This is a genomic window from Bradyrhizobium sp., from assembly GCF_035309285.1.
Classification (GTDB): Bacteria; Pseudomonadota; Alphaproteobacteria; order Rhizobiales; family Xanthobacteraceae; genus Bradyrhizobium.
Genome location: NZ_DATGFH010000003.1, coordinates 1 through 20,532, shown reverse-complemented (window position 1 = coordinate 20,532; position 20,532 = coordinate 1). Strand labels below are relative to the sequence as shown.

General features: G+C 59.8%; 25 protein-coding genes. 12 read left to right on the top strand and 13 right to left on the bottom strand.

Annotation, left to right across the window (positions count from 1 at the left end; genetic code table 11):
* Nucleotides 1-137 precede the first annotated feature (137 nt).
* From VKR55_RS00675 to VKR55_RS00665, 3 genes are read right to left on the bottom strand one after another with little or no spacing between them, the layout of a single operon-like run.
* A complete protein-coding gene (locus tag VKR55_RS00675) occupies nt 138-401 on the bottom strand; it encodes a hypothetical protein (protein ID WP_324398864.1) in 264 nt (87 codons plus the stop codon).
* A complete protein-coding gene (locus VKR55_RS00670; protein ID WP_324398863.1) occupies nt 402-992 on the bottom strand; it encodes a cysteine hydrolase family protein in 591 nt (196 codons plus the stop codon).
* Nucleotides 989-2,242 (bottom strand): GNAT family N-acetyltransferase, encoded by a 1,254-nt coding sequence (locus VKR55_RS00665; protein WP_324398862.1) that lies wholly within the window; start codon nt 2,240-2,242, stop codon nt 989-991. Before VKR55_RS00665 ends, VKR55_RS00670 begins: the two co-directional genes overlap by 4 nt.
* 64 nt (nt 2,243-2,306) lie before the next feature.
* Here VKR55_RS00665 and VKR55_RS00660 point away from each other — a divergent pair, with 64 nt between their 5' ends.
* The gene (locus VKR55_RS00660) at nt 2,307-3,368 is read left to right on the top strand and encodes a LysR family transcriptional regulator (protein ID WP_324398861.1); all 1,062 of its coding nucleotides are present in this window, start codon (nt 2,307-2,309) and stop codon (nt 3,366-3,368) included.
* Between the two features lie 28 nt (nt 3,369-3,396).
* Here VKR55_RS00660 and VKR55_RS00655 read toward each other — a convergent pair whose 3' ends face one another.
* Entirely contained in the window at nt 3,397-4,647 is a 1,251-nt protein-coding gene (locus tag VKR55_RS00655; RefSeq protein ID WP_324398860.1) for an MFS transporter, read from the bottom strand.
* 170 nt (nt 4,648-4,817) lie between these two features.
* Between VKR55_RS00655 and VKR55_RS00650 the strand changes: the two genes are divergently transcribed.
* The 5 genes from VKR55_RS00650 (at nt 4,818) to VKR55_RS00630 (ending at nt 8,624) form a co-directional block, all read left to right on the top strand.
* The gene (locus VKR55_RS00650) at nt 4,818-5,516 is read left to right on the top strand and encodes a DUF1223 domain-containing protein (protein ID WP_324398859.1); all 699 of its coding nucleotides are present in this window, start codon (nt 4,818-4,820) and stop codon (nt 5,514-5,516) included.
* 193 nt (nt 5,517-5,709) lie between these two features.
* A complete protein-coding gene (locus VKR55_RS00645; RefSeq protein ID WP_324398858.1) occupies nt 5,710-5,862 on the top strand; it encodes a hypothetical protein in 153 nt (50 codons plus the stop codon).
* Nucleotides 5,863-6,126: 264 nt separating this feature from the next.
* A complete protein-coding gene (locus VKR55_RS00640) occupies nt 6,127-6,867 on the top strand; it encodes a DUF5681 domain-containing protein (protein ID WP_324398857.1) in 741 nt (246 codons plus the stop codon).
* 1,022 nt (nt 6,868-7,889) lie between these two features.
* Nucleotides 7,890-8,093, top strand: coding sequence for a hypothetical protein (locus tag VKR55_RS00635; RefSeq protein ID WP_324398856.1), 204 nt, complete (start codon nt 7,890-7,892; stop codon nt 8,091-8,093).
* Between the two features lie 375 nt (nt 8,094-8,468).
* Entirely contained in the window at nt 8,469-8,624 is a 156-nt protein-coding gene (locus VKR55_RS00630; RefSeq protein ID WP_324398855.1) for a hypothetical protein, read from the top strand.
* A 530-nt stretch (nt 8,625-9,154) separates the two neighbouring features.
* Here the strand turns inward: VKR55_RS00630 and VKR55_RS00625 are convergent.
* Complete coding sequence (locus VKR55_RS00625; RefSeq protein ID WP_324398854.1) at nt 9,155-9,367, bottom strand: hypothetical protein; 213 nt, start codon at nt 9,365-9,367, stop codon at nt 9,155-9,157.
* A 127-nt stretch (nt 9,368-9,494) separates the two neighbouring features.
* Between VKR55_RS00625 and VKR55_RS00620 the strand changes: the two genes are divergently transcribed.
* Nucleotides 9,495-9,674: a hypothetical protein gene (locus tag VKR55_RS00620; RefSeq protein WP_324398853.1), complete on the top strand. Its 180-nt coding sequence runs from the start codon at nt 9,495-9,497 to the stop codon at nt 9,672-9,674.
* 286 nt (nt 9,675-9,960) lie between these two features.
* Here VKR55_RS00620 and VKR55_RS00615 read toward each other — a convergent pair whose 3' ends face one another.
* The 6 genes from VKR55_RS00615 to VKR55_RS00590 form a co-directional block, all read right to left on the bottom strand.
* Nucleotides 9,961-10,566: a hypothetical protein gene (locus tag VKR55_RS00615; RefSeq protein WP_324398852.1), complete on the bottom strand. Its 606-nt coding sequence runs from the start codon at nt 10,564-10,566 to the stop codon at nt 9,961-9,963.
* A 3-nt stretch (nt 10,567-10,569) separates the two neighbouring features.
* Nucleotides 10,570-11,748, bottom strand: coding sequence for a PHA/PHB synthase family protein (locus tag VKR55_RS00610; protein ID WP_324398851.1), 1,179 nt, complete (start codon nt 11,746-11,748; stop codon nt 10,570-10,572).
* Between the two features lie 154 nt (nt 11,749-11,902).
* Complete coding sequence (locus VKR55_RS00605) at nt 11,903-12,250, bottom strand: FCD domain-containing protein (protein WP_324398940.1); 348 nt, start codon at nt 12,248-12,250, stop codon at nt 11,903-11,905.
* Nucleotides 12,251-12,316: 66 nt separating this feature from the next.
* Nucleotides 12,317-12,727 carry a type II toxin-antitoxin system VapC family toxin gene (locus tag VKR55_RS00600; RefSeq protein ID WP_324398850.1) on the bottom strand — a complete coding sequence of 137 codons (411 nt, stop codon included), beginning with the start codon at nt 12,725-12,727 and terminating at the stop codon, nt 12,317-12,319.
* Nucleotides 12,705-12,962, bottom strand: coding sequence for a CopG family transcriptional regulator (locus VKR55_RS00595; protein WP_324398849.1), 258 nt, complete (start codon nt 12,960-12,962; stop codon nt 12,705-12,707). The genes VKR55_RS00600 and VKR55_RS00595 overlap by 23 nt, the downstream gene beginning before the upstream one ends.
* Nucleotides 12,963-13,137: 175 nt before the next feature.
* The gene (locus VKR55_RS00590) at nt 13,138-13,260 is read right to left on the bottom strand and encodes a hypothetical protein (RefSeq protein ID WP_324398848.1); all 123 of its coding nucleotides are present in this window, start codon (nt 13,258-13,260) and stop codon (nt 13,138-13,140) included.
* 249 nt (nt 13,261-13,509) lie between these two features.
* Between VKR55_RS00590 and VKR55_RS00585 the strand changes: the two genes are divergently transcribed.
* The 4 genes from VKR55_RS00585 to VKR55_RS00570 all read left to right on the top strand — a co-directional run bounded on the left by VKR55_RS00585 (nt 13,510) and on the right by VKR55_RS00570 (nt 16,817).
* Nucleotides 13,510-14,337 carry a YqaJ viral recombinase family protein gene (locus VKR55_RS00585; protein WP_324398847.1) on the top strand — a complete coding sequence of 276 codons (828 nt, stop codon included), beginning with the start codon at nt 13,510-13,512 and terminating at the stop codon, nt 14,335-14,337.
* On the top strand, nt 14,318-15,562 hold the full coding sequence (locus VKR55_RS00580) for an ERF family protein (RefSeq protein ID WP_324398846.1): 1,245 nt from the start codon (nt 14,318-14,320) through the stop codon (nt 15,560-15,562). Before VKR55_RS00585 ends, VKR55_RS00580 begins: the two co-directional genes overlap by 20 nt.
* Nucleotides 15,559-16,185 (top strand): hypothetical protein, encoded by a 627-nt coding sequence (locus VKR55_RS00575; RefSeq protein ID WP_324398845.1) that lies wholly within the window; start codon nt 15,559-15,561, stop codon nt 16,183-16,185. Before VKR55_RS00580 ends, VKR55_RS00575 begins: the two co-directional genes overlap by 4 nt.
* A 413-nt stretch (nt 16,186-16,598) precedes the next feature.
* Complete coding sequence (locus tag VKR55_RS00570; protein WP_324398844.1) at nt 16,599-16,817, top strand: hypothetical protein; 219 nt, start codon at nt 16,599-16,601, stop codon at nt 16,815-16,817.
* A gap of 321 nt (nt 16,818-17,138) precedes the next feature.
* Here the strand turns inward: VKR55_RS00570 and VKR55_RS00565 are convergent, their stop codons facing one another.
* Complete coding sequence (locus VKR55_RS00565; protein WP_324398843.1) at nt 17,139-18,353, bottom strand: recombinase family protein; 1,215 nt, start codon at nt 18,351-18,353, stop codon at nt 17,139-17,141.
* Nucleotides 18,354-18,792: 439 nt separating this feature from the next.
* Between VKR55_RS00565 and VKR55_RS00560 the strand changes: the two genes are divergently transcribed.
* Entirely contained in the window at nt 18,793-20,211 is a 1,419-nt protein-coding gene (locus VKR55_RS00560) for a glycosyltransferase (protein ID WP_324398842.1), read from the top strand.
* A gap of 5 nt (nt 20,212-20,216) precedes the next feature.
* Here the strand turns inward: VKR55_RS00560 and VKR55_RS00555 are convergent.
* Nucleotides 20,217-20,532 (bottom strand): hypothetical protein (locus VKR55_RS00555; RefSeq protein WP_324398841.1); only part of this gene is annotated, 316 nt, incomplete at its 5' end.

Genomic DNA, 20,532 nt, shown 5'->3' with positions numbered 1-20,532 from the left:
GATGGCACGCCTCGTCAAGCCGCGCTTCGGCCCGATTCGCGTGAGCCTGAAAACCAGAAAGATCGCCGCGCCGCAAGTCCTTCCGGCAAATTCCCGTAAACAAGCGGCAGTCCCTCGGGAAAAGCCCCGCGGGCCTCTCAGGAATAGCGGCCGCGAGACGGGAATTTGATGACGCGCGCGGTCTCCTGCGCCGCTTGTGCCTCGTGTCCGCCCTCGGCTGCAGCGGCGCACAAGGTGTCGATTTCCTGGTCCGAAATCCGGTGGAGATTGATCCGGATCTCCATCGCTGTCATGGTCAGAAGCTGCGCCACGAAGTTCAGGTTCAGCTCCTTGGCCAGATTGATGTGCTCCTGAAGCGATCGTGCCATCAGATCGAGCTTGTGGTCGATTGTGCTGCTCATTTAGCCTCCCAGAGAAATGCTTGCCATCTGTTCCGAGATCCAGTCCTGCGTGGTCGTGACCTCGCCATAGAGACCGATCAACTGCGCGACGGTTTCGTGAACGGTTGGCGCCGGAATCTGATTAAGCGCCAGGCTTGCCGAAGCATCGGCGAGATAGGTGACGCGGTGGCCATGGTGGAAGGCTTCCACCGCGGTCGCGAGGCATCCCGCCTCGCCGGAAAATCCGGCCAGCACGAAGTGGCCGCCGCCTTCGGTCATGGCGTGGGCAAACTCGCGGTTGGCATAGCAGGACGGCTTGGAGCGCTCGAACACCATCTCCGAGGTCAGCGGCTCGAATCCCGGGATCCAGTTGGAATAGGACAACACCGGGTTGAAGAACGGCGAGCGGCCGACCATGCGCAGGAAGGCGACAGGCAATCCCACCTGCCGTGAATGCCACAGCACGAGCCGGCAGTTCTCCAATGCCTTCTCGGCTCCGGTTATGGAGAACAGCCGGGGTGAGGCGATGTATTCCTGCTGCAGATCCATCAGCACCAGCGTCGGGATCAACGAAGCATTCGAGTACGATCGAAGATTGACCACGTTCCTCATTTTTTCTTGCCCGCTGCAAGTTGGCCTGAGCCGCGCTTGGCCGAGCGGTCCAGCACACCCGGCCGGTCCCATCGGCCTTCGGGCCGCATCAAGACATAGGGGTCGACGCCGAGCGCGATCGCCTGCGGATTGGGATCGGTGTCGATGACGATCTCGATATAGGCGTAGTCGGAGAAGAAGAATTCTGACGAACCTTCGAGCGGCCTCCAGCCCATATTGAGGTAGTAGTCGAGCAGGTCCTTCTGCGCGCGGCCGTAGATGCGGCGATAGCCCTTCATGCGGCAGAACTCGACGCCGGCCTTCATCAGGCGCGTGCCGATCTGGCGGCTGCGGTACTCGTGTCGCACCGCCAGCCGCTCGAGCTTGGCAAAGCCGGCGAAGTAGCGGATGCGGAGGCAGCCGACCGGCTCCTTGCCGACATAGCTCAAGAGATGGCTTGCGGAAAAATCATTGCCGTCGAACTCTTCGTCATAAGGACAGTCCTGCTCGGCGATGAAGGTCGCGCCGCGAACCGCAACGACGCGCATAAAATCCTCAATCGAACGCACCACCGTGATCGAGACGTCGTGGTCGTCCTCCATGTCGAGGAAGTCGTCATAGATCGCACGCGTTTGCTTGATCGAGACGCCGCGCGGATACATGTGGAATTTCGGCGCGGCCCTGCCGTGGAACCTCGCGCCGCGGCGGAATCCCAGGCTTTCGGCGAGCCGCAGGCCCTCGATCGTGATCGGTCGGGTGAAGATCGGCGCGTCACGATAGAGCGGCGTCCAGGTCTTCTCGAACGCCAACGGCACGCCGCCGGCAATCAGGCCGGGCGCGTAGACGCCCCAGAAGTAGATCGCAGCCGGTTTCTCGTGCTGGCGCGTCAGCAGATGCAGCGGCGGATCGGTCGCATCGAGCTCACCGCTCAACAGGAGATCGGCGCCCTCCGCGTTGAGCATCAAGAATGCGACGTAACCTTCCGCCGCGGTATCCCCGGAAGCATAGCAGTCGCGACGGGCAATGCCCCAGAGTGAATCCGGATTGTGCCGCGCCACCCGATGAATCACCTCATTGGCGGCGCCGGCGCCCATGGCCTTGCGCGCGCGCGGGAGCAGCGTTTCGATATCCCGATAGGTCGCGCTGAAGACGACCAGCCGCTGCGAGAGGTTGGTCAGCCCGGGAGCTTCCAGAGCGAATTTGGCCTTCTTTTTCTGAGCACCGACAAGGGCTTGAGCGGTCCGGGTGGTATGTCGGTCATGGTGGGTCATGGCGTGCTCCGGTTGCCAAAGCCTGCGCTGTACGAATAGATTACGGGGATTGCAGGGGCGCCGTATGCCGATAATTGTGAACCGGGGCGGTCCGGAAAACGAACACGTCGACTTAAGTTCGTGTGCCGGCGGTCCCGATTGGGAGTCGGTCCGCACCTTTCTTGAGCTCGCCCGCTGCGGCAGCATCCGCTCCGCCGCCGACCGCATGGGACTTTCGCCCAATGCGTTGCGCCGCAAGATCGACGACCTGGAACGCGCGCTCGGAACCGTGCTGGTCACGCGCCATGTCGACGGAATCCGTCCGACCCCGGAAGGCGCCGAGATCCTGCTCGCCGCCAAGCGCATGGAGGAAGCAGCCTTCGGCCTGATGCGGGCGCGCAACCGCGCGGCGCCCGCAATGAGCGGCGAAGTGCGTATCGGCATCACCGAGGCGTTCGGCACGTTCTGGCTCGGGCCGCGGCTCGTGGAATTCCAGCGCGCCTATCCGCAGCTCGCCGTCGACCTGATGTGCGCGATGCGGTCGGCGGACGTGTTACGGCTCGAGGTCGACGTCGCAATCCAGCTCACGCGACCCACCAGCCCCGATGTGAAGGTGCTGCGCCTTGGCCGCATTCATTCGATGCTGGCGGCGGCGCCGTCCTATCTAGCGATCTACGGCACGCCGAAGACGATCGAGGACCTGCGCAAGCATCGCCTGGCGATGCAATTTGCCGACCAGACCAAGAGCCAGGAAGTTTTCACCGGGCTGTTTCCCGATGTCGAACTGCGCAAGCTCGTAAAATTCTCCACCAACAATTCAAGCGCGCTGCTCTGGGCCATCATCAAGGGCGCCGGCATCGGCTGGTCGCCGACCTATATTCACGTGATGGGACCGAAGATGGTGCCGCTCGATATCGATGCGGTGTTCCCGTTCGATATCTGGCTCACCTATCACCCCGATGCGGCGCGCGTGCCGCGGGTGCGGCGGATGATCGACTGGATCGTCGAGAATTTCGATCCGAAGGTGTTTCCGTGGTTCCGCGACGAGTTCATCCATCCGCGCGATCTGCCGGGCCTCTATCACGGCCCGCCGCTCGTCAATTTGTTCGAGGGGCTTTCCTGGGAAAGCAATATCGTCAAGCTGTGACGAGCGGCGGCAACTCCGCGATACCGGCTCAAGTGGCGTAACGCAGCGAGCGCTCCGGATCGATCATCCAGAAGCCAAGCAGGCCGCCTGCAACCATCAGCGCGCCGCTCAGGGCAAAGCCGACCTCATAGCCCCGCGCACCCGGCAGGCCCTGGATCAGGACGGCGCCGACGACCGGGGCTGCGATTCCAGCCAGTGAGGCCACCGAATTGTTGGTCGCAAGCACAGCACCACGGCGCTCGGCCGGCACCACTTCTGCCAGCACCGCTGGGCCCAGCGAGTAGACGATCGGCGTGCAGCCAAGCGCGAGCGCGATCAGTCCGATGCGGAGCCAATCGGCGTGCGGGCTGACATACAGTAGCGAAAACAGCACTCCTGCCAGCACGAGCAGCGCCGACAGATAGCGGCCTCGCGCCGTCCTGGACGGGATGCCTTTCTGCAGCAGACGCTCCGAGCCCCAGGCAAGGGTGATGCCGAGCGGGATCATCAGCGCAATCACGAGCGCGTAGAGCCGACCCGAGACGACGCCGTCATAGCCAAGCCCGCGCTCGAAATAGGCGGGTAGCCAGGTCAGCGTCAGCCCGAGGCTCCAGTAGCCGACGAAGTGCGTGATCGCGCAGCCGAGCACGCTGCGGTCGAGCAGCAATTGTGCGAATGACGGCCCGATTGGATTGGATGACGCGGCATCCGCGTCGGCGCTGTCCACGGTCCCTTCATCGGCGAGCGCCAGCCACGCCAGCGCCCAGGCCCCGCCGATCGCGGCCAGCGCGACAAAGTTGGCACGCCATCCCCATCTCGCCGTGATCAGCGGTATGAGGAGGCCAGCCGCGATCAACCCGATGGCCGACCCTTGGGCCACGATCGCGATCGGCAGGTTGCGCCGGTTGTTGGGAAACCATTTTGTCAGCGCGTGAACCGCGACAGGCCAGGCCGGCCCCTGCGACAAGCCGAGCACGGCGCGGCAGAGGATGATGGTTCCGAGCGAGGCGGTCGTGGCGATGGGAAGCTGACACAGCGACCAGACCAGCACCATGGCGGGGATCAGGGCCCGCGTGCTGAAGCGGTCGGCGAGAAACCCGCCGAAGACGCCGCCCACCGCAAACAGCCAGAAGAAACCGCTGCCGAGATCGCCGAACTGTCGGGGCGAAAGTCGCAGCTCGTCCATCAGCGGCACGGCGACGAGCCCGAGCGCGATCTTGTCGAGGAAATTGATCAGCATGAACGCGGCGAGCAGGATGGTGATGGTCCAGGCCCGCCCGCCTCCAGATGCTTCACTCATCGCCCTTCCCGAACGTTCGAGCCGCTCTCCAAACCGTTCAGGGAGGCCGCCCCTGATCGCCGCGGCGGCCGCATTTGGCCGCCGTCGTTCAAAAATTCGTGTCCACCTGAGCGTGTAACACACCCTGGTCCGGTTGCGAAATTGCGCAGGACATCCTTTGGAGGGACCCCATGCTACCGCGTCCGCTCATCGCTTCCCTTGGCTTGCTCGCCGCCCTGACCCCCGTCGGCGCGAGCGCGGCCAGTCGCCCGGTCGTCGTCGAGCTCTTCACCTCGCAGGGATGCTCGTCCTGCCCTCCCGCCAATGCTTATCTGAACGAAATGGCCAAGAGCCGCAGCGACGTGCTGGCGCTCGCGTTTCACGTCACCTATTGGGACCGGCTCGGCTGGAAGGACCCCTTCTCGCTCGAGGCTGCGACTGAGCGCCAGGACCGCTATGGCCATCGCTTCGGCGACGGCTCCTATACGCCCGAAATCGTCGTCGACGGTGCCTCGAGCCATGTCGGCTCGGACCGCGGAGCGGTTGGCCCCGCGATTGAAGCGGCCAAGCAGGCGGGAAAAACGGCTGCGAGCGTTAGCGTCAGCAGGAACGGCAGCGACCTCGTGATCGACGTAGGCTCCGGCTCGGGCCGCGGCAGGGTGCTCTTGATCGGCTTCGACCACGACCGTCAGACCGCGATCCGGCGCGGCGAGAATGGCGGCCGCACGCTGGAGGAAGCCAACGTGGTGCGCTCGATCCGCGTCATCGGCGACTGGCAGGGCGCAGCCCTCCGTCTCAACGAGAAACTCCCGGAAGGCGAGGAAGTCGCGGTGATCCTCGAAGCGCCCGACGGTCACATCGTGGGCGCGTCGCGGCCGCTCGGGAGCTAGCGAAGGACCTCATCTAGTCGCGGTATGAGCGCCTCGCCTCCTCTCGGACACCTCTGCGGCGCGGGCGTCGTGTCACCTGGTAGATGACCGGGTGGGGCTACCGGACACTGCTTGGCTCGCGCAATTAGGGCTTCATTAACCATACTTGTTCAGGCTCGCAGCGGGCGGCGTGGCCTCCCGGGAGCCAGCTTCAATGACCATGACAACCTATGACAGCTTGCCCGACGCGCGCGGGCTGAAGCTACGCCGCGCACTCGCCCTCCCTTTCTATGCCCTCGCCCTCATCCTGAGCTACCTCAGCGATGCGCTGGGCAGCCTTGCGGCCGTGATCGCGCGAGACCCGTAGTTCTCCGCCCGTGAACGAAGTTCCCGATGCGGTGCTCATCGGGTTGAAGGGCTCGCGGGCGGATCTCCCTGTAACCTTTTTCTACCCTGTTTTCCCCTGTTACTCCCTGTTACTGATGTTTGCGATGACCCCTGCGGCGGCAGGATTGGCCGCGATTTGCAGGGTTTTATGACAGCAATTTGCCACTATATGCATCGGCAAGAAAAGCGGATCAGCGTAGCTCGCCTCCGGGGCGGATCTGATTCAATAACAGGGTAAATTTACGTGACCAAAGACAAGCGCTCCCCTTCCAGCAATTATCGCAACCCTCCCGCCGCGTACCGATTCAAGAAGGGGCAATCCGGCAATCCGAAAGGGCGACCAAGGAAGAAAAAGGCTATTGGCGCAAATTTCGGTGCACTGCGCGGTGGGATCGCCGATCGCTTTGCCTTCATGGCCTTGGAAGAAGCAACGAGACTGGTCACGGTTCCCGAAGGCAACAAGGCCTCCAAAATACCTGCAATGCAGGCGCTGATTCGAACAATGTTTACAGCCGCTGCGCAGGGAGACACCAAGGCGGGACGCCAGCTTCTTGATGTGATTGCGCGGGCGGAAAGCGCACGGGCAGCGGACGCGCAGGAACTTGTCGGGTACGCGATGCTATACAAAGAAAGATACCAGGAAGTTGATCCCCCGGACGATCTTTACCCTCACCCCGATGACGTCATCATCGATCGGGCTACCGGCGCGGTTGAAGTCGACGGGCCGATTACAAAGGACGAGGCAGACGGGCGCCAAGCCGTTCGAGAGCGGGCGATAAGGTCCTTGGGTCGCTATCTCGAGGTAGAGGCAGCCCTTAAGGAGGACCCCACCAACGTCGATCTCAGGCGAGAGTTCAAAGAGCTGAAAAAATACTACGACTTTCTCAAGAATGACTCCGCTAGAAACGCGCGGCTCGAGGCACTTCGACTATCGCGGCGCGCCCTCCAGAAACCCGAATCAAACGACGACGTCTCGGATCAGTAATCGCTAGGGATGATCTGCAACGCGACAATCTCCGGGAAGGATTGTAGGCCAAAGAGCGCTCACGTCGGAAAGCGTCGGCGAGCATGCAGAAGCGAAAGAGGTTAACCTCCCAAAACCCCACGTGCGCGAGCTCAAGAAGAAGACCCAGCGCACGCGGCGATCGACCGAACATTGGGTTCGTTTTGTGAATTTTAGGTCATCTGGCTCTCATCACACCTCCATGCCGGATCGGTAGCTGCCGTTCCACGCGTTTTCACCGGCTTGAGCCTGGAACTCTCGTCCTCAAGTCCGGTGTGAAAGCAGCTTCTTCTGCACTACTTGGCCATCGACTTCGAGAAATCAAGCGCGAGAACTCAGCAGTCTCCGATCCAGCCAATACGAGCGCGGACAGCACAAGGCCAGGATCATGGTACGACGCGCTTAACCCTTATCTTGGTCCCGTCTTAAGCATATGAACTTCTGCTTTCCAGAATCTGCACGTGGCAGCTTCACTTGTTCTTTGGTTTGGCGTTACTCGCCTTTCGCGACCGTACGCCGGGCCTTCCTCCGTTCTCATCGATGAACTCGACGCCGGCGGCCTCCAAGGCTCGTCGGACTGCTTGATCATTGGCGGCCGTCAACTTAGGCGGCCTCACAAAGGTTGATACATCTCCTGGGCGCAGCGGTCATTCTCGCTCATCAATCGCCAATTCGATTGCCCCAGAGATGTTCACCAAATAGGTACGCTCGCCCATCGGCGCAACTTACGTTCGGGTCAACCGCACAGGCTCCCAAGCAGGAGTGCCGCCACGACCGCGAGAACTGCACCAAGCCTGCCAAACAGGGCTGCCCCCGTCCAAACCAGCTTCCTAGCGGCTCCGGCTTACATGATAGTTACGGCATCGCTTTCGCTTGCCCGAAGGCAAATTAGGACATTCCGAAATTCTACTGAAGATACCTCGGGTCCAAATACGGGCAGCACCTTTGTTGACAATAGAACAAAATAGGAACATTCTCTGGACCGGTCAATCACGGAATTGAGCATGCGCCTGGCATCAGCAAGCGAGTTGGATGCACTTGAAGTCGCGACCGACCAGGTCATTGCAGCTTGTGACGGCGATGTACGCGCGGCCGTGCGCGCGCTGATCGTCGCCAAAGGACTGTTGGAAGCCGAACTCGCCGAGGTGCATGCGGCAACGTCGCGAGGATATGCCCGCGGCCGCATAAGAAAGGGAGATCAGGATTAGGGGGAGCACGTGCCCAACATCACCTACTATGTTGCCCTTCCTTTCGTGAACGGCGAGCAAGGTCTCTTTCCGCTATTGCGACCGAGGCAGCACACCTTCAGGTCGCTCTTGACAAGGCAGATGAGCCAACGGCGGTTCAATCGATGCAGGCCCTGAATGGTTTGCTGAAGCCCATACCAGGGTTTGATGAGTTCGAACTGCAGCAAAAGGCTTTGCGAGAGCAAGAAGAAAAGCGAAGACTTGCTCAAGCGCGAAACCTCACGCTCGCCGAACACTCTGCCGTGAACGAAACTCTTTGCCGTATCGCGCGAAGCTGTCGTGAAACAGAGCGGCTCTACTGTCTACCGCGAGGTAACAGCCCTGAGGGAGTGCGGAATGCGTACACTGATATTCGGCGCCATTCTAATTGCAGTCGCCGCTGTAGGGTTTCAAACCCTGATTTCGTCTTCGCTTGCCGCGGCTCGGAATGCCAAAGCCGCGACATTTTCCCAGCGATTTGATGCGATGCTCAAGCCCGCAGTGACCAAGTGAGAAAAACCCGCCGCCTGAGAAGCCCGACGGCTCTTTTGCGTAGCCGGTGCCGCGGTACGCGATAAGCCTCCCGGGCCGAACCTGAGTGTCCGCAGCCGCGACCGCGGTGGCCTAGCGCCGTTCCATGCCCCAAGGGATTGACGATTTGCGCCAGCTGCTGCTTCCCCGCGCATGACCAGCGTCCGCCTGATCAAACACGAAGCCGTTCCGAAGTGTGGCAGTTACGAAGTCCGGTCTTCGGACGGCGATCCCAATGGCGGGGCCCTCTAACCCTGCCAGCGGCGCCGGATCAAGGCTGTCACCCGGCTCTGAAAACCTCTGATCTCTCGGAGCGCATTGTCTCGCTCCAAGCCATAAGGAAGCTGTTGCACCGCGTGGCATAGGCTCGCCTGCAACTCGACTATCTCTTTCAAGTTATCGATTTCGGACACGCCTACTGTGCGATTGCTCAACGACCCGTCCTCTCATAATTGGATGCCATGTTCGGCGGACTGTTTCGAAGGTTCACCTCAGTCCTTCGATCAAGGTCCTCAAGCCGAGCGCATGGTTTTGCCATCAGCAGAGAAACGCGAAGCATTGCCAAGTGGTGTGACAATTCGCAATCCGGTCGGGGCGTTCAGATCACTGACGAACAAGGTGACCGCGTTTCTAACATCACCTCGGTCGAAATAATCAAAGGCTCGTTGCTCGCGCCGCGCACCATACTTGTCGCGCGACATATCAGTTATAGGGGCACGATCCATTTTCGCTAGCCAGCCGCCGAATCAAGTGTGAAAAGTGCCGACAGGTTGGAACGGAGGTTCTAGTCCGTCTGTCCGAAAGCCGACAAACCAACGTCTTTTCAATCGCAGTGTGGGAATCGGGAGACACGTGTCCGGGTCTGCAGACAGCCTCAAACCCGAACGGCTGCTGATTGGCAGCGAATCGGATAAGGGTATCGAACAGGCTTGGAATTGGACGGTTCAACTTAACGAGGCAGCCATGCTCCTCTTCGCCCTCCTTCCGTGGATCTTCTTTACGGTCTTCACGTCACCGCTGTTGATCTTCTGACGACCGCGGCGCCTAGCGCTGCTGTCGCAAGAACGGTGATCCCCGCCCCAATTCGGCGGCGTTTCTCGTCTGAGGTTGCGCAAGAGGCAGCGGTGGGCCGGCCCTCAGGTTTTGCAGCGGCGAGCAGATCACGCGCGCGTGCGATGTTGCAGGCGCCTTTGGCGAACAGGATGCGGTGCAAGCCTTAGCCTGGAGGCTTGCCGTGACACCTATGCAAGCTTTGCATGCTTGGAAAATCGAACGGCCTGTCGGCGGTCGATGTTTCGCAAGCATCCCGCTGCGAGTGCTACGCGGCCACGGCTCTCAGCCGTACGTAAGAGCCCGGGGCGTCTTCGATGATCGGCAGCTTGCCACCGCCCGATTCACGCGCAGGCACTCGCTCCGAGTCCAGCCCGGAGATCCACGCGTCCCAAACAGGCCACCACGATCCTTGATGGGCTGTGGCACCCGCGAGCCATTCGTCAGGCGTCGGCGGCAAATCGTCGTTTGTCCAATGCCCATACTTGCTACCCGGCGCGCTGATCACGCCAGCCATATGGCCCGAAGCAGACAACACGAACTTTAAGGGGCCAGAGTACAAGTGCGTTGCCGCATAGGTCGATTTCCAGGGCGCGATATGATCTTCGCGCGTCGACAGGATGAAAGTCGGCACCTCAATCTTCGACAAATCGATCGGAACGCCGGCGAGGCTGATGCCGCCTGGCCTGGCCAGAAGATTCTCCTGATACATCTTTCGCAGGTAGAACGAATGCATGGCCGCCGGCATCCGCGTCGAGTCCGAATTCCAGAACAGGAGATCGAACGGAAGCTGGTCCTTGCCGAGCAGGTAGTTGTTGACGACAAAGGACCAGATTAGATCGTTGGCGCGCAACATGTTGAATGAAGTCGCCATGTCCTAGGCGTCGAGATATCCTTGGTCGTGCATCCTCCTTTCAAGCGATGCGAGTTGCTCATTGTCGATGAAGACAGCCATATCTCCGACTTCGGTGAAGTCGACGAGCGTCACGAAATAGGTGGCGCTGGCAAGCCGATCGTCGTTCTTCGCCGCGAGATAGGCCGCCGTCGAGGCAAGCAAGGTGCCACCAAGGCAATATCCGACCGCGTTGACCCGACGCTCGCCCGTTACCCTCTCGACCGCATCCAGGGCCGCGATCGGCCCTTCGAGCATGTAATCTTCGAAGCCTTTCTCGGCGAGCTTCTCGTCAGGATTGACCCAGGAAATGACAAACACCGTGTGTCCCTGATCCACGGCCCACTTGATCAGCGAATTCCTTGGCTGCAGATCGAGCACGTAGAACTTGTTGATCCATGGCGGGATGATGAGCAGCGGTTGTCTGCGAACCTCACGCGTCGACGGGGCATACTGGATCAATTGCATCAGATTATTCTGATAGATGATCTTTCCCGGCGTCGTGGCGATGTTCTCGCCAAGGCGAAAGGCCTTCATGTCAGTCATTTTGATCGACAGGCGGCCATCGCCGCGGCTCAAATCGGACAACAGATTCGCCAAGCCGCGCAGCAGGTTCTGTCCACCCGATTCCAGCGTTGCGGTGAGAACCTCCGGATTGGTCGCAATGAAATTGGAAGGCGATAGAGCATCGACGAACTGGCGTGTGTAGAAGTCGACCTTTCGGGCCGCCGCCTCGTCCATGCCCTTCACGTCCCGGACCGTCGAAAGGATCGACTTGGCAGCGACCAGATAGCTTTCCTTCACGAAATGAAAGACGGCGTTCTCGGTCCAATCGGGGTGCTTGAAGCGCTTGTCCTTCGGCTTATCGGTTTCAGGAGCTCGTAGGTTGAACATGCGCTCCGCGCTCTTTTGCCAAACCGCGAGATTGTCGTTGACGAGATCGATCTGCGCCTTCGCCACCGCGGTTGGGTCGGCTGACATCTTCGTCATGAGGTCGGCAAAATCGAATCCAAGCGTCGATGTATCACCCATGCCGAATTTCGTGGGGTCGGTCTGGTTGGACACAAAGCGCTGCATAAGCACCTGGCTTTGCTTTGCGATGTTCTGGAGCTGCTCTGCCAGTGCGAGGGGGTCCCACGAGGTCTGGGTTGACTGGTCCGCCATGTTTCCTCCGCGAGCGATTTTGTGTCGGACCGAGTGCTCGGAGCCTCGGCCGTTTAGTGTAGCCTAACACCTCACCGGCTCGATTGGAGAAACATAAAGCGCAGCTCGCCACCGCAGCTTTTTGTTCCGACCTCCCGCACGCGAATACCATCGCTCAATGACGATCATTTTTGCCGCCGCTCGAACTTGTGCGAAGCGAGATCGCCCCCTTGCGCTGCCTTGATGGTTCCATCCCTCCCGGCCCGCTTGTGAGGTAGCCTCCGGATATCACCGGATGCGTCGGGGTCGGACGCTGCCGCTGCTCTTCTTCGGACGCTTCCTTCTGCGCCTGCAGCCGCTGCACGAAGATTTTTGCAGCCCGCGAAATATGATCGCGACTGAGCCGCTCTGCTTCCGCGCCGTTGCCCGCGATGATGGCATCGAGGATCGCAACATGCTCGCTGAGGATGGTTTGCGGCATTTGCGCACCGTCGCGCAGCACCTCGCCCATGACGCGTCGCAGATAGGGCCAGTGCGGCGCGGTGAACCCGACGTCAGCCTGCTGTAGCGCTCCGAAGTTGAACCGAATTCAACGAGGGAACACGCACGGAATCACCTGCCGACCGTGCCGCCGGTAGGTTCGAAAATCGGCATCCGTCGTCAACACCATGGGATCGTTCACGACCTCGGTCATCCGAACGAGGCAGGCATCCGCGAAGCTCATGGGCACCTCGGAGTATTTCTCCAGCAACCTGAGCACGGCGTCCACATCATCGGCAAATCGGTAGCTGCAGATGAGCGCGCCGCGGCGAAGCAGCGATGCGATGCCTCCTATTCCGCGTCCTCCGAGGAGGTGAAGGGTCTCGGATAAGACGGCCTCGCAGGTTAACCAGGGAGGTGGGAAACGCGAAGCTTCGTCTGCGGCCCAGCCGTGGTTGCCATCGCGCCGGCTGAGGAGCGCCACGAGAAAACCGGCATCAACGAGGGCGCTTGCGGCCATAGCCGGTTGACCTCAGGTATTCTTTCTTCCGTGCGCTCAAATCCGGCGGCAACTGATCAGCCGAACCGATGAGATCGGCAACCGCGTCGAGCAAGGTTGACCGCGTCGCACGAGACCTGCCTGTTTCGGTGAGGCGCTCCCGCACAACGTCGGATTTCGACATCTGACGGCGCCGCGACTCCGCTTCAATTTGAGCGACCAGATCTTCAGGCAATCGAACGGTCAGAGTTTTCATGGACAAGATGTATTACAAAAGCGGCAGATGCGCAATACAGATCAATGACTGCTTTTTGATGTCGTGGCCGACCTCCGGTCCCTTCCCAGTCAGCCCAACTCGACGTCCGCGGCTCCAAGTGTGCTTGGAAGCCGCCAGCTTCTTTCAACCAGAGAGATTGGGTCTTACCGGTCTTTCACCGCTTCTGCTTTTGCGGCTTTCGAAGCCGTACGCCTGGCCCGCCGCCGTTCTCGTCGATGAACTCGACCCCGGCGGCTTCCAGGGCGCGTCGGACTGCGAGGTTGTTAGCTGCGGTCATGGAAGTCTCGCCATCTGCTAGCTCGGCGCGTCGGATCGTCGCGACGCTCAGCGAACTTTCGCGAGCAAGATCCTCCGCACTCCACCGAATAAGCGAACGGGCGGCTCGGATCTGAGCGCTAGTCAATGCGCTGATGTTCATGTTGACACTTTTTAGAGCTTGTGCTATGTTTCATATCATAAGCATCTATTCATATCGAACCGAGGAATTGCGTCAGCAGGATCGATTCTCCAGTAGCGAGAGGAAGACATGAAATCGAACAGGTGGAAAGAAGCGCACAGGCGTGAATTCATCGGTGGCTCTGATGCCCGGATCATCATGGGCGACGACGAGGCGGCGTTGCTCCGCCTCTGGAAGGAGAAGCGCGGCGAGCTTGAGCCAGAGGACTTATCAGGCGAGCTTCTGGTCCAGCTCGGCACGGTGACGGAGAACCTAAACCGGCACTGGTACGAAAAGAACACCGGACAGATTGTCCGTGACGTGCAGCGGCAGGTCTTTCATCCCGTGCACCGCTGGATGGCGGCGACCCTCGACGGCCACGTGGCGGAAACGGGGGCCGTGTTCGAGGCCAAGTTCATGCTGCCGTGGAATTTTTCGGAAGAAGGCGCGGCCGAGAAACACATGGCCCAGTTGCAGCACAACATGTGGGTGACAGCCTGTCGGGCGGCCGTCCTATCCATCATCACGGGGGGCGGCAAATGGGTGGAGATGACCATTCCGGCCGATCCGCTCTATCAGCACCTGCTGTTGACCGCGGAGCGGAAGTTTTGGCGCTGTGTCCAAAGCGGCGAAACCCCTCGCCTCTTCGGCATCGAGCCGCCGCGGCCCAGGGTCGAGGCGGTCAGAACCATCGACATGAGCAGCTCCAACGCCTGGGCGGAGTTTGCAAACCTCTACCGCATGACCCGATCTGCCGCGCTCGACCATGATCGGGCGAAGACCGAGTTGAAGGCCCTGGTACCGCAGGACGCAAAGGAAGCCTGCGGGCACGGAGTAAGAGCGAGACGATCAAAGGCGGGAGCGATCAGTTTTGAGGTCGTTGACGGGGAGGCACATGATGCAGTCCTCCAGCGCTAGCATTGGAGCGCTCGCCGCAGCCCTTGCGAAAGCTCAGGCCGAGATCGCGAACCCGGAAAAATCCCTCACGGCGACCATTGTCTCGCCATTCCCGCGCGAAGGGAATCGGAGCTTTCGCTACGCGTCCCTCTCCTCAGGTCTCGATTTGGTGCGCAAATGCCTTGGCGGGCACGAGATCGCCACCGTGCAGACCACAGCAATCGATGAGGGTAGCGGCCTGATCAGGCTCACGACCAAGCTCGTTCATGCCTCCGGTGAATGGATTTCGTCGGACTGGCCGGTTTGTCCGGTCGGCGAGACGGCAGCGCCGCACCGGCTCGGAGCCGCCCTCACCTATGCCAGACGATACGCCTTATTCACCCTGGTCGGAATTGCCGGAGAGGATGATCTCGATGCGCGAGACCTGAACGTCCTTCCAATGACCGCAGCACGTGACGGATTGGCAGCGACTGGGAAAGGCGAGCCTTACGAGGACTCAGAATTGCTGGCATCTAAACGTGGCCCGGCGCCCCCACGCCGCAATGGGACCGAGCGCTCAAAACCCGCCGTTCTCTCGTCCGCGGAGTCCGAAGACCTCCGGCAGCAATTGACCGCTGAGCTCACGTCCCTGAATGAGCCCGAAGCACTTGCCAATTGGGCGCATCGGGCGCTTCCGCTTAAGAATCAGCTACTGGCTGCAGATGCGCAAAGAGTCGAGGCCGCGTTCGCGGCCAAGCTGAGCCAGCTCGATGAAGGCGCAGCAGTCGAACCGCCGATCAAAAACGGCTGCAATCACCAATTGTCGGGCGAACCCTGCGGCAACGCAGTCGTCACCATTCGCAAACCGATCCGCGAACGCGACCGCCACCATCTGAGATTTGTAGCCTCTCAGCCCTGTCTTGTCTGTGGGAGGGTCCCAACCGATGCCCATCACATCAAGTTTGCGGAGCTGCAAGCGATAGGACGAAAAGTCAGTGACAAATTCACCGTTCCGATCTGCAGGATGCACCATCGTGAACTGCACCGGCACGGGAATGAGCGAACCTGGTGGCAGAATCAGGGAATCGATCCTCTTCCGATTGCGGCCTCGCTGTGGGCGCGGACGCATGAGGTCGTGTCCGTTGCTGCAGAGATGATCGGCGACATTGACGTTCCCACTAACGTCAACGGACGGAATGGACCGCTACCCTTAGTCCCGCACCAAAATGACGAAACGAAGCCAATTGTTGTTCCAGAGGCAGAATGACCTCCTTTCGGCAAATCGAGGCGAACCGCCGTAACGCACAATTGAGCACCGGTCCCATCACGGAAGACGGCAAAGGAAGATCGCGACAAAATGCGGTTCGTCATGGTTTGACTGCGGAAACCGTCATTCACGCGCTGGAGGATGCCGAGGACTACGCAGCATTCGAGACGGCCGTGACATCTGACTACGACGCGCAATCGGCCGTCGAAAGAGAGCTGGTGCTTAGACTGGCGAGCCTGTTGTGGCGCTTACGTCGTGCGACCGCCATCGAAACGGGTCTCTTCGAGATCCAGGCGCGACAATTGCTGCAGTTCCGCAAGCGACGCCGATACGATCGGCGGGATCAACGGACGGTCGACAATCTAGACCAGCGCCCTGCTGGGTCCGAGAACGATGGAGACCAATATCGCCGGCTCCACGCCAGGTGCGATGACGCCAATTCACCGTCGAAGGCAGAGAACGATCTCACACGATCCTTCGTCCACCTGACCAAGCATCCATCTTGCCCTCTCGATCGATTGAGCCGCTATGAGGCCACGCTTTGGCGACAGGCTTGCCAAATCCTGCTCTGTTTGCAGGGTCTAAGCCGGCGGAGGCCTTGGGAAAGACTCCGCCGCTTGTAAAGCCCACGGTTGGCAGCGTGATTTGCACGCGATTGGCCTTTCAGTTCTATTTCGTACGGCCGGTCTCTGCCTCAACATTTCGGCACGCCAACCATGCGTCGAACCTGCGGCTCTTTGCAGGATTTTCGAGGTTGGAGCCCCACCGAGCGACGCGCTATCGCCTCACCTTGGCGGTTTAGGCTTTGCCCGACAGCATTCTTCGTTGAAGGGGGCTGAGCTTCTTGGGGTCAGGTGGTCCGTGCGCCTTCCCCTTTCGCGTGGCAAAAAACTCATCACGCGCCTCCCCTCCTTCTTTGGAGGGCGCACCCTTGGTGAACGTCTTGTCACCGCCCTTGGATTTTTTCCGCATCACTTGCTCCGTCGGGCAAATCAGTGATCTATGAGACGCCCTGACCAATTTATCAGGAGCCCTAATGTCGGAACCAGTTTCTGAGCTTATCGAGATATCGAAGCTCAATGGCGATTTCAAAAGGAATTACGGGAAGCTCATCGGTGCTTTCCTCTATCTGCGCTCGATCAGCGCTGCGCGCGGGCGCTCGTTCTTTTGGAGTGGCTTTTTGTTTGCGCTGGTTTCTGCCTGTGCGGCGTGGCTCGAGCGACACGGCTTTTCATGGCTACACGTCGCCGAATAAATTCAAATTGAGAGGTGGTTGGCTTACTCCCATCGGCTCGCGCCGAGCGCAGTCTGCCATAGAGAGCTGCCAATACGCCCTCCAGGCTATCGAGCCGCATGTGACGGAAAAGCCGATCTGAGACACGCAATTTCTTTCTGTCTTTCGACAACGGGAGAACGGCGGTCGGCATGAGGAAATAGTCCTGAATTTGGCGGTTGCCGGAGTCCATTCGGATCAAGAGCGTTAAGTCGGCTCGTGGGTACTTGAGCCTTCGAACTTCCCAGCGCCGAGACTTGGCAGTGCCGTCTGAAACAGCCCGCGCGACCGCAACCGCCACGGTCAATCCTCCGGAAATCGTGAGAAGATACAGTTCGTAAGAAAGGAAGGGTTCACGCCGCGTCCCCTCAGATCGACGTTGATATCATCGACCACAGAGCAGATTACGTGGTCGATTTCGGCCGCCACCTCTGCAAAGCGATATCGGGCCTTGGGTCTGAAACCAACAAGCTCATAGGCCCGCATCAACGATCCGAATCTGTTCGCATACACGGAGGGGTGGCGCACTTTTTTTGCGGCCTGCACAATGTGCACACTCAATCGACCCTTTCGCCGCAACAGTGCACTAAGGCGATCGAGCAGTTGTCGATCGGTTTCTATCTTGTTGTTTTCGACCTCTTGGAGTCGCTTTTGCGCCCTCGCGAAAAGGCGGGGCTCGATGATCGCTTTGAAGGCATTGTCCCGACGTATCCACATACCGGGGGGATTTTTGATCAATCGGTCACCGAGCTTCGTCGAACGGCGATTGAAGACCATGTGGCCTAGATAGACCTCGTTCTCCAAAACGTTGCTGATGGTGCGCGAGGTCCAGCGTTTTCCGCTTCGAGTGAAAGTGCGCTCAGCATTGAGTTCCTCCGCTATCGCCGACCTGTTCTTTTTCTGAACGACGAACGACGCAAAGATGCGGCGGATGAGGTTGATTTCGGATTTAGGGTCAGGAACAAGAATAACCCGCTCGCTCTTCACGTTCTTCCGCTGGCCGTATTCCAGAATCGCCTTCGGCCTGCCGTTCTCGTCGACCAACATCCGACGCAGTCCATACGCGGCCGGTCCTCCGCGCCAATATCCTCGGCTCACGGTATTGGATTGGCCGAGAAATACATGCTTCGACAGATCTCGGCTGAAATTCGCAGCTCCCACACGCTTCAGATTTTTGAGAACGACCGATACAAGGCTGCCATCATTCTCAAACTCTTCGGAACAATAATGAACTTCGAGGCCGGCCCGCTTGCAAATGAACTCGTAGTAGGCGCTTTCATCGACGTCCTGGAAGCGTCCCCAGCGACTGACGTCGAAGACAAGAATGCAATTGAAATCTGCCCGCCCATTCTGGACGTCATCTATAAGCTGCTGAAGACCGTCACGGCGGGCGATACTAAGTCCGCTACGCCCCGGGTCTGAATAGGTATGGACTATTTCGATGCCCCGCCTCGCGGCGTAGGCAGCAATAGCAGCGGCCTGAATCTCGATTGAGAATTTCTGCGGATCGCTCGACATGCGCACGTACTGCGCGGCGCGAGGAGCTGCTTGCGATTGGAGTAGTCGGGGTCCTTTGGGCGTTTGCCATCGTCCCCTCCATTGTACAACGAGGATGCTCGCTGACGTGCGGCGACGTCCTGCCCGGCCCAACGATCAAACGCTCACCATGGTTTCAATTGCACGCCGGTCGTGGACGCTGGCGTTGTACGAAGCCTTTTATGGTAGCACCTTGAAGGAGCAGCACAGGTCGAGCTGGCTTTGAATTCCGGCAGAAGCACGATATGAGGGGCAGGAAACGAATGGTGCTGAATGTCCATTTTCAACCCTGGTTGCGTAAGCCTTCGCGATTATTAGCTACGCTCGTGACGCCGAGTTGGATGGGCATCTGAAAGATAATCGCTTGATGAACATACCCGGCCCCTCCATAGGAACAGACGTATCGGTGCTGGACCTTCAATTGTCCGATCGAAAGCGGGTATTTCAGCAGCACGCCGAGCTCATTGCCGGCGAGCGCGAGGGTTGGATCGCCAAGAACGAGAGCTATTACACCGCCGACCGCAACTATATGCGCTTCCTGATCGAGCCGGGCTCGCGCGTGCTGGATCTCGGCTGCGGCACCGGCTCGCTGCTGGCAGCGCTCGATCCGGCCTATGGCGTGGGCGTGGATTTTTCGCCGGCGATGATCGCGATTGCGGAAAAGCAGCATCCTGGCCTCAAGTTCATCGTCGGTGACGCCGAGGTCCCCTCCGAGCAACTGAAGAAGGCAGGTCCCTTCGACTATATCGTCCTCTCCGGCATGTTCGACGATATCGAAGTCGCGCTCGAACTCCTGCATGATCTCTGCAAGGCGGAGACGCGGATCGTTATCGCGTATTATGCGTCGCTGTGGGAGCCCCTGACCAAACTCGCTACATGGGTGGGGCTGCGGATGCCCCAGCCACAGACCAACACCATCTCGAACGCCGACCTGCGCAACATCATGGATCTCGCCGAGCTCGAGATCATCAGCGAAGATGCCCGGCAGCTCATTCCGTTCCACCTGCTGGGTCTGGGACCGTTCGTGAACAAGGCGATCGCTCCCTTGCCCCTGATCAGGCATCTCTGCCTGCGCACCTACATGGTTACGCGCTCCAAGCGCATGCAGCGCAAGCCCGCGCCCTCGACATCGATCGTCATTCCCTGCCGTAACGAGATGGGCAACATCGAGCGTGCCATTCGTGAAATGCCGCGCTTCGGCTCCGAACAGGAGATCATTTTCGTCGAGGGAAACTCAACTGACGCAACGCTTGCCGAGTGCAGAAGAGTCCAGTCGGCCTATGAAGGCAAATTGAACATCAAGGTTCTGCGGCAGGACGGCAAGGGCAAGGGCGACGCTGTGCGCAAGGGCTTTCAGCATGCCACCGGCGATATCCTGATGATCCTGGATGCGGACCTGACCGTCCCGCCCGCGGCACTGGCGAAGTTCTACGAAGCCATTGCCACCAACAAGGGCGAGTTCATCAACGGTACCCGCCTCGTCTACCCCATGGAGAACGAGGCCATGCGCCCGCTCAATCAATTGGCCAACTTGGCGTTCGCGAAGATCTTTTCCTATCTGCTCAACCAGCGCTACACCGACACGCTGTGCGGCACCAAGGTGCTCTGGAAGAAGGATTACGAGCGGCTCCGCGTAGCGCGAAGCTATTTTGGCGAGTTCGATCCGTTCGGGGATTTCGACCTGATCTTCGGCGCCGCGAAGTTGAGCCTGCGGGCGATCGAGCTTCCGGTCCACTATGGCGCAAGGAAGTACGGCAAGACGCAGATCTCGCGCTTTCGCGACGGGTGGCTGCTCCTGAAGATGGTGGTGTTTGCCTACAGGAAGATGAAGGCGATCTAGGAGGTTCAGCCGTCTTCAACTGCCAAAAAACGCCTGAGCGCGCGATCGATCATGGCATCGAGACGCTCCTCCAATGCCAGATCTGCGAGCATACGCGCCTCCGTGAGAAAAGTCGCTGCTCTCTCGTAATGGGATATTTGCCTTTGGCGTGGGCGCTCGCACTTTTGGCAAGAGAACGGCCTGCGCGCTCCGGGGCATAGCGACCAGTGAATCCGATTGATGGCGACCACCATTTCCGATCGATGACGACCACCTGTTCCGGTCGATGGCGACCAGGGCAACAGGGCTGTGGACGGGCGTGATGAACGCCGTTGGGTGATC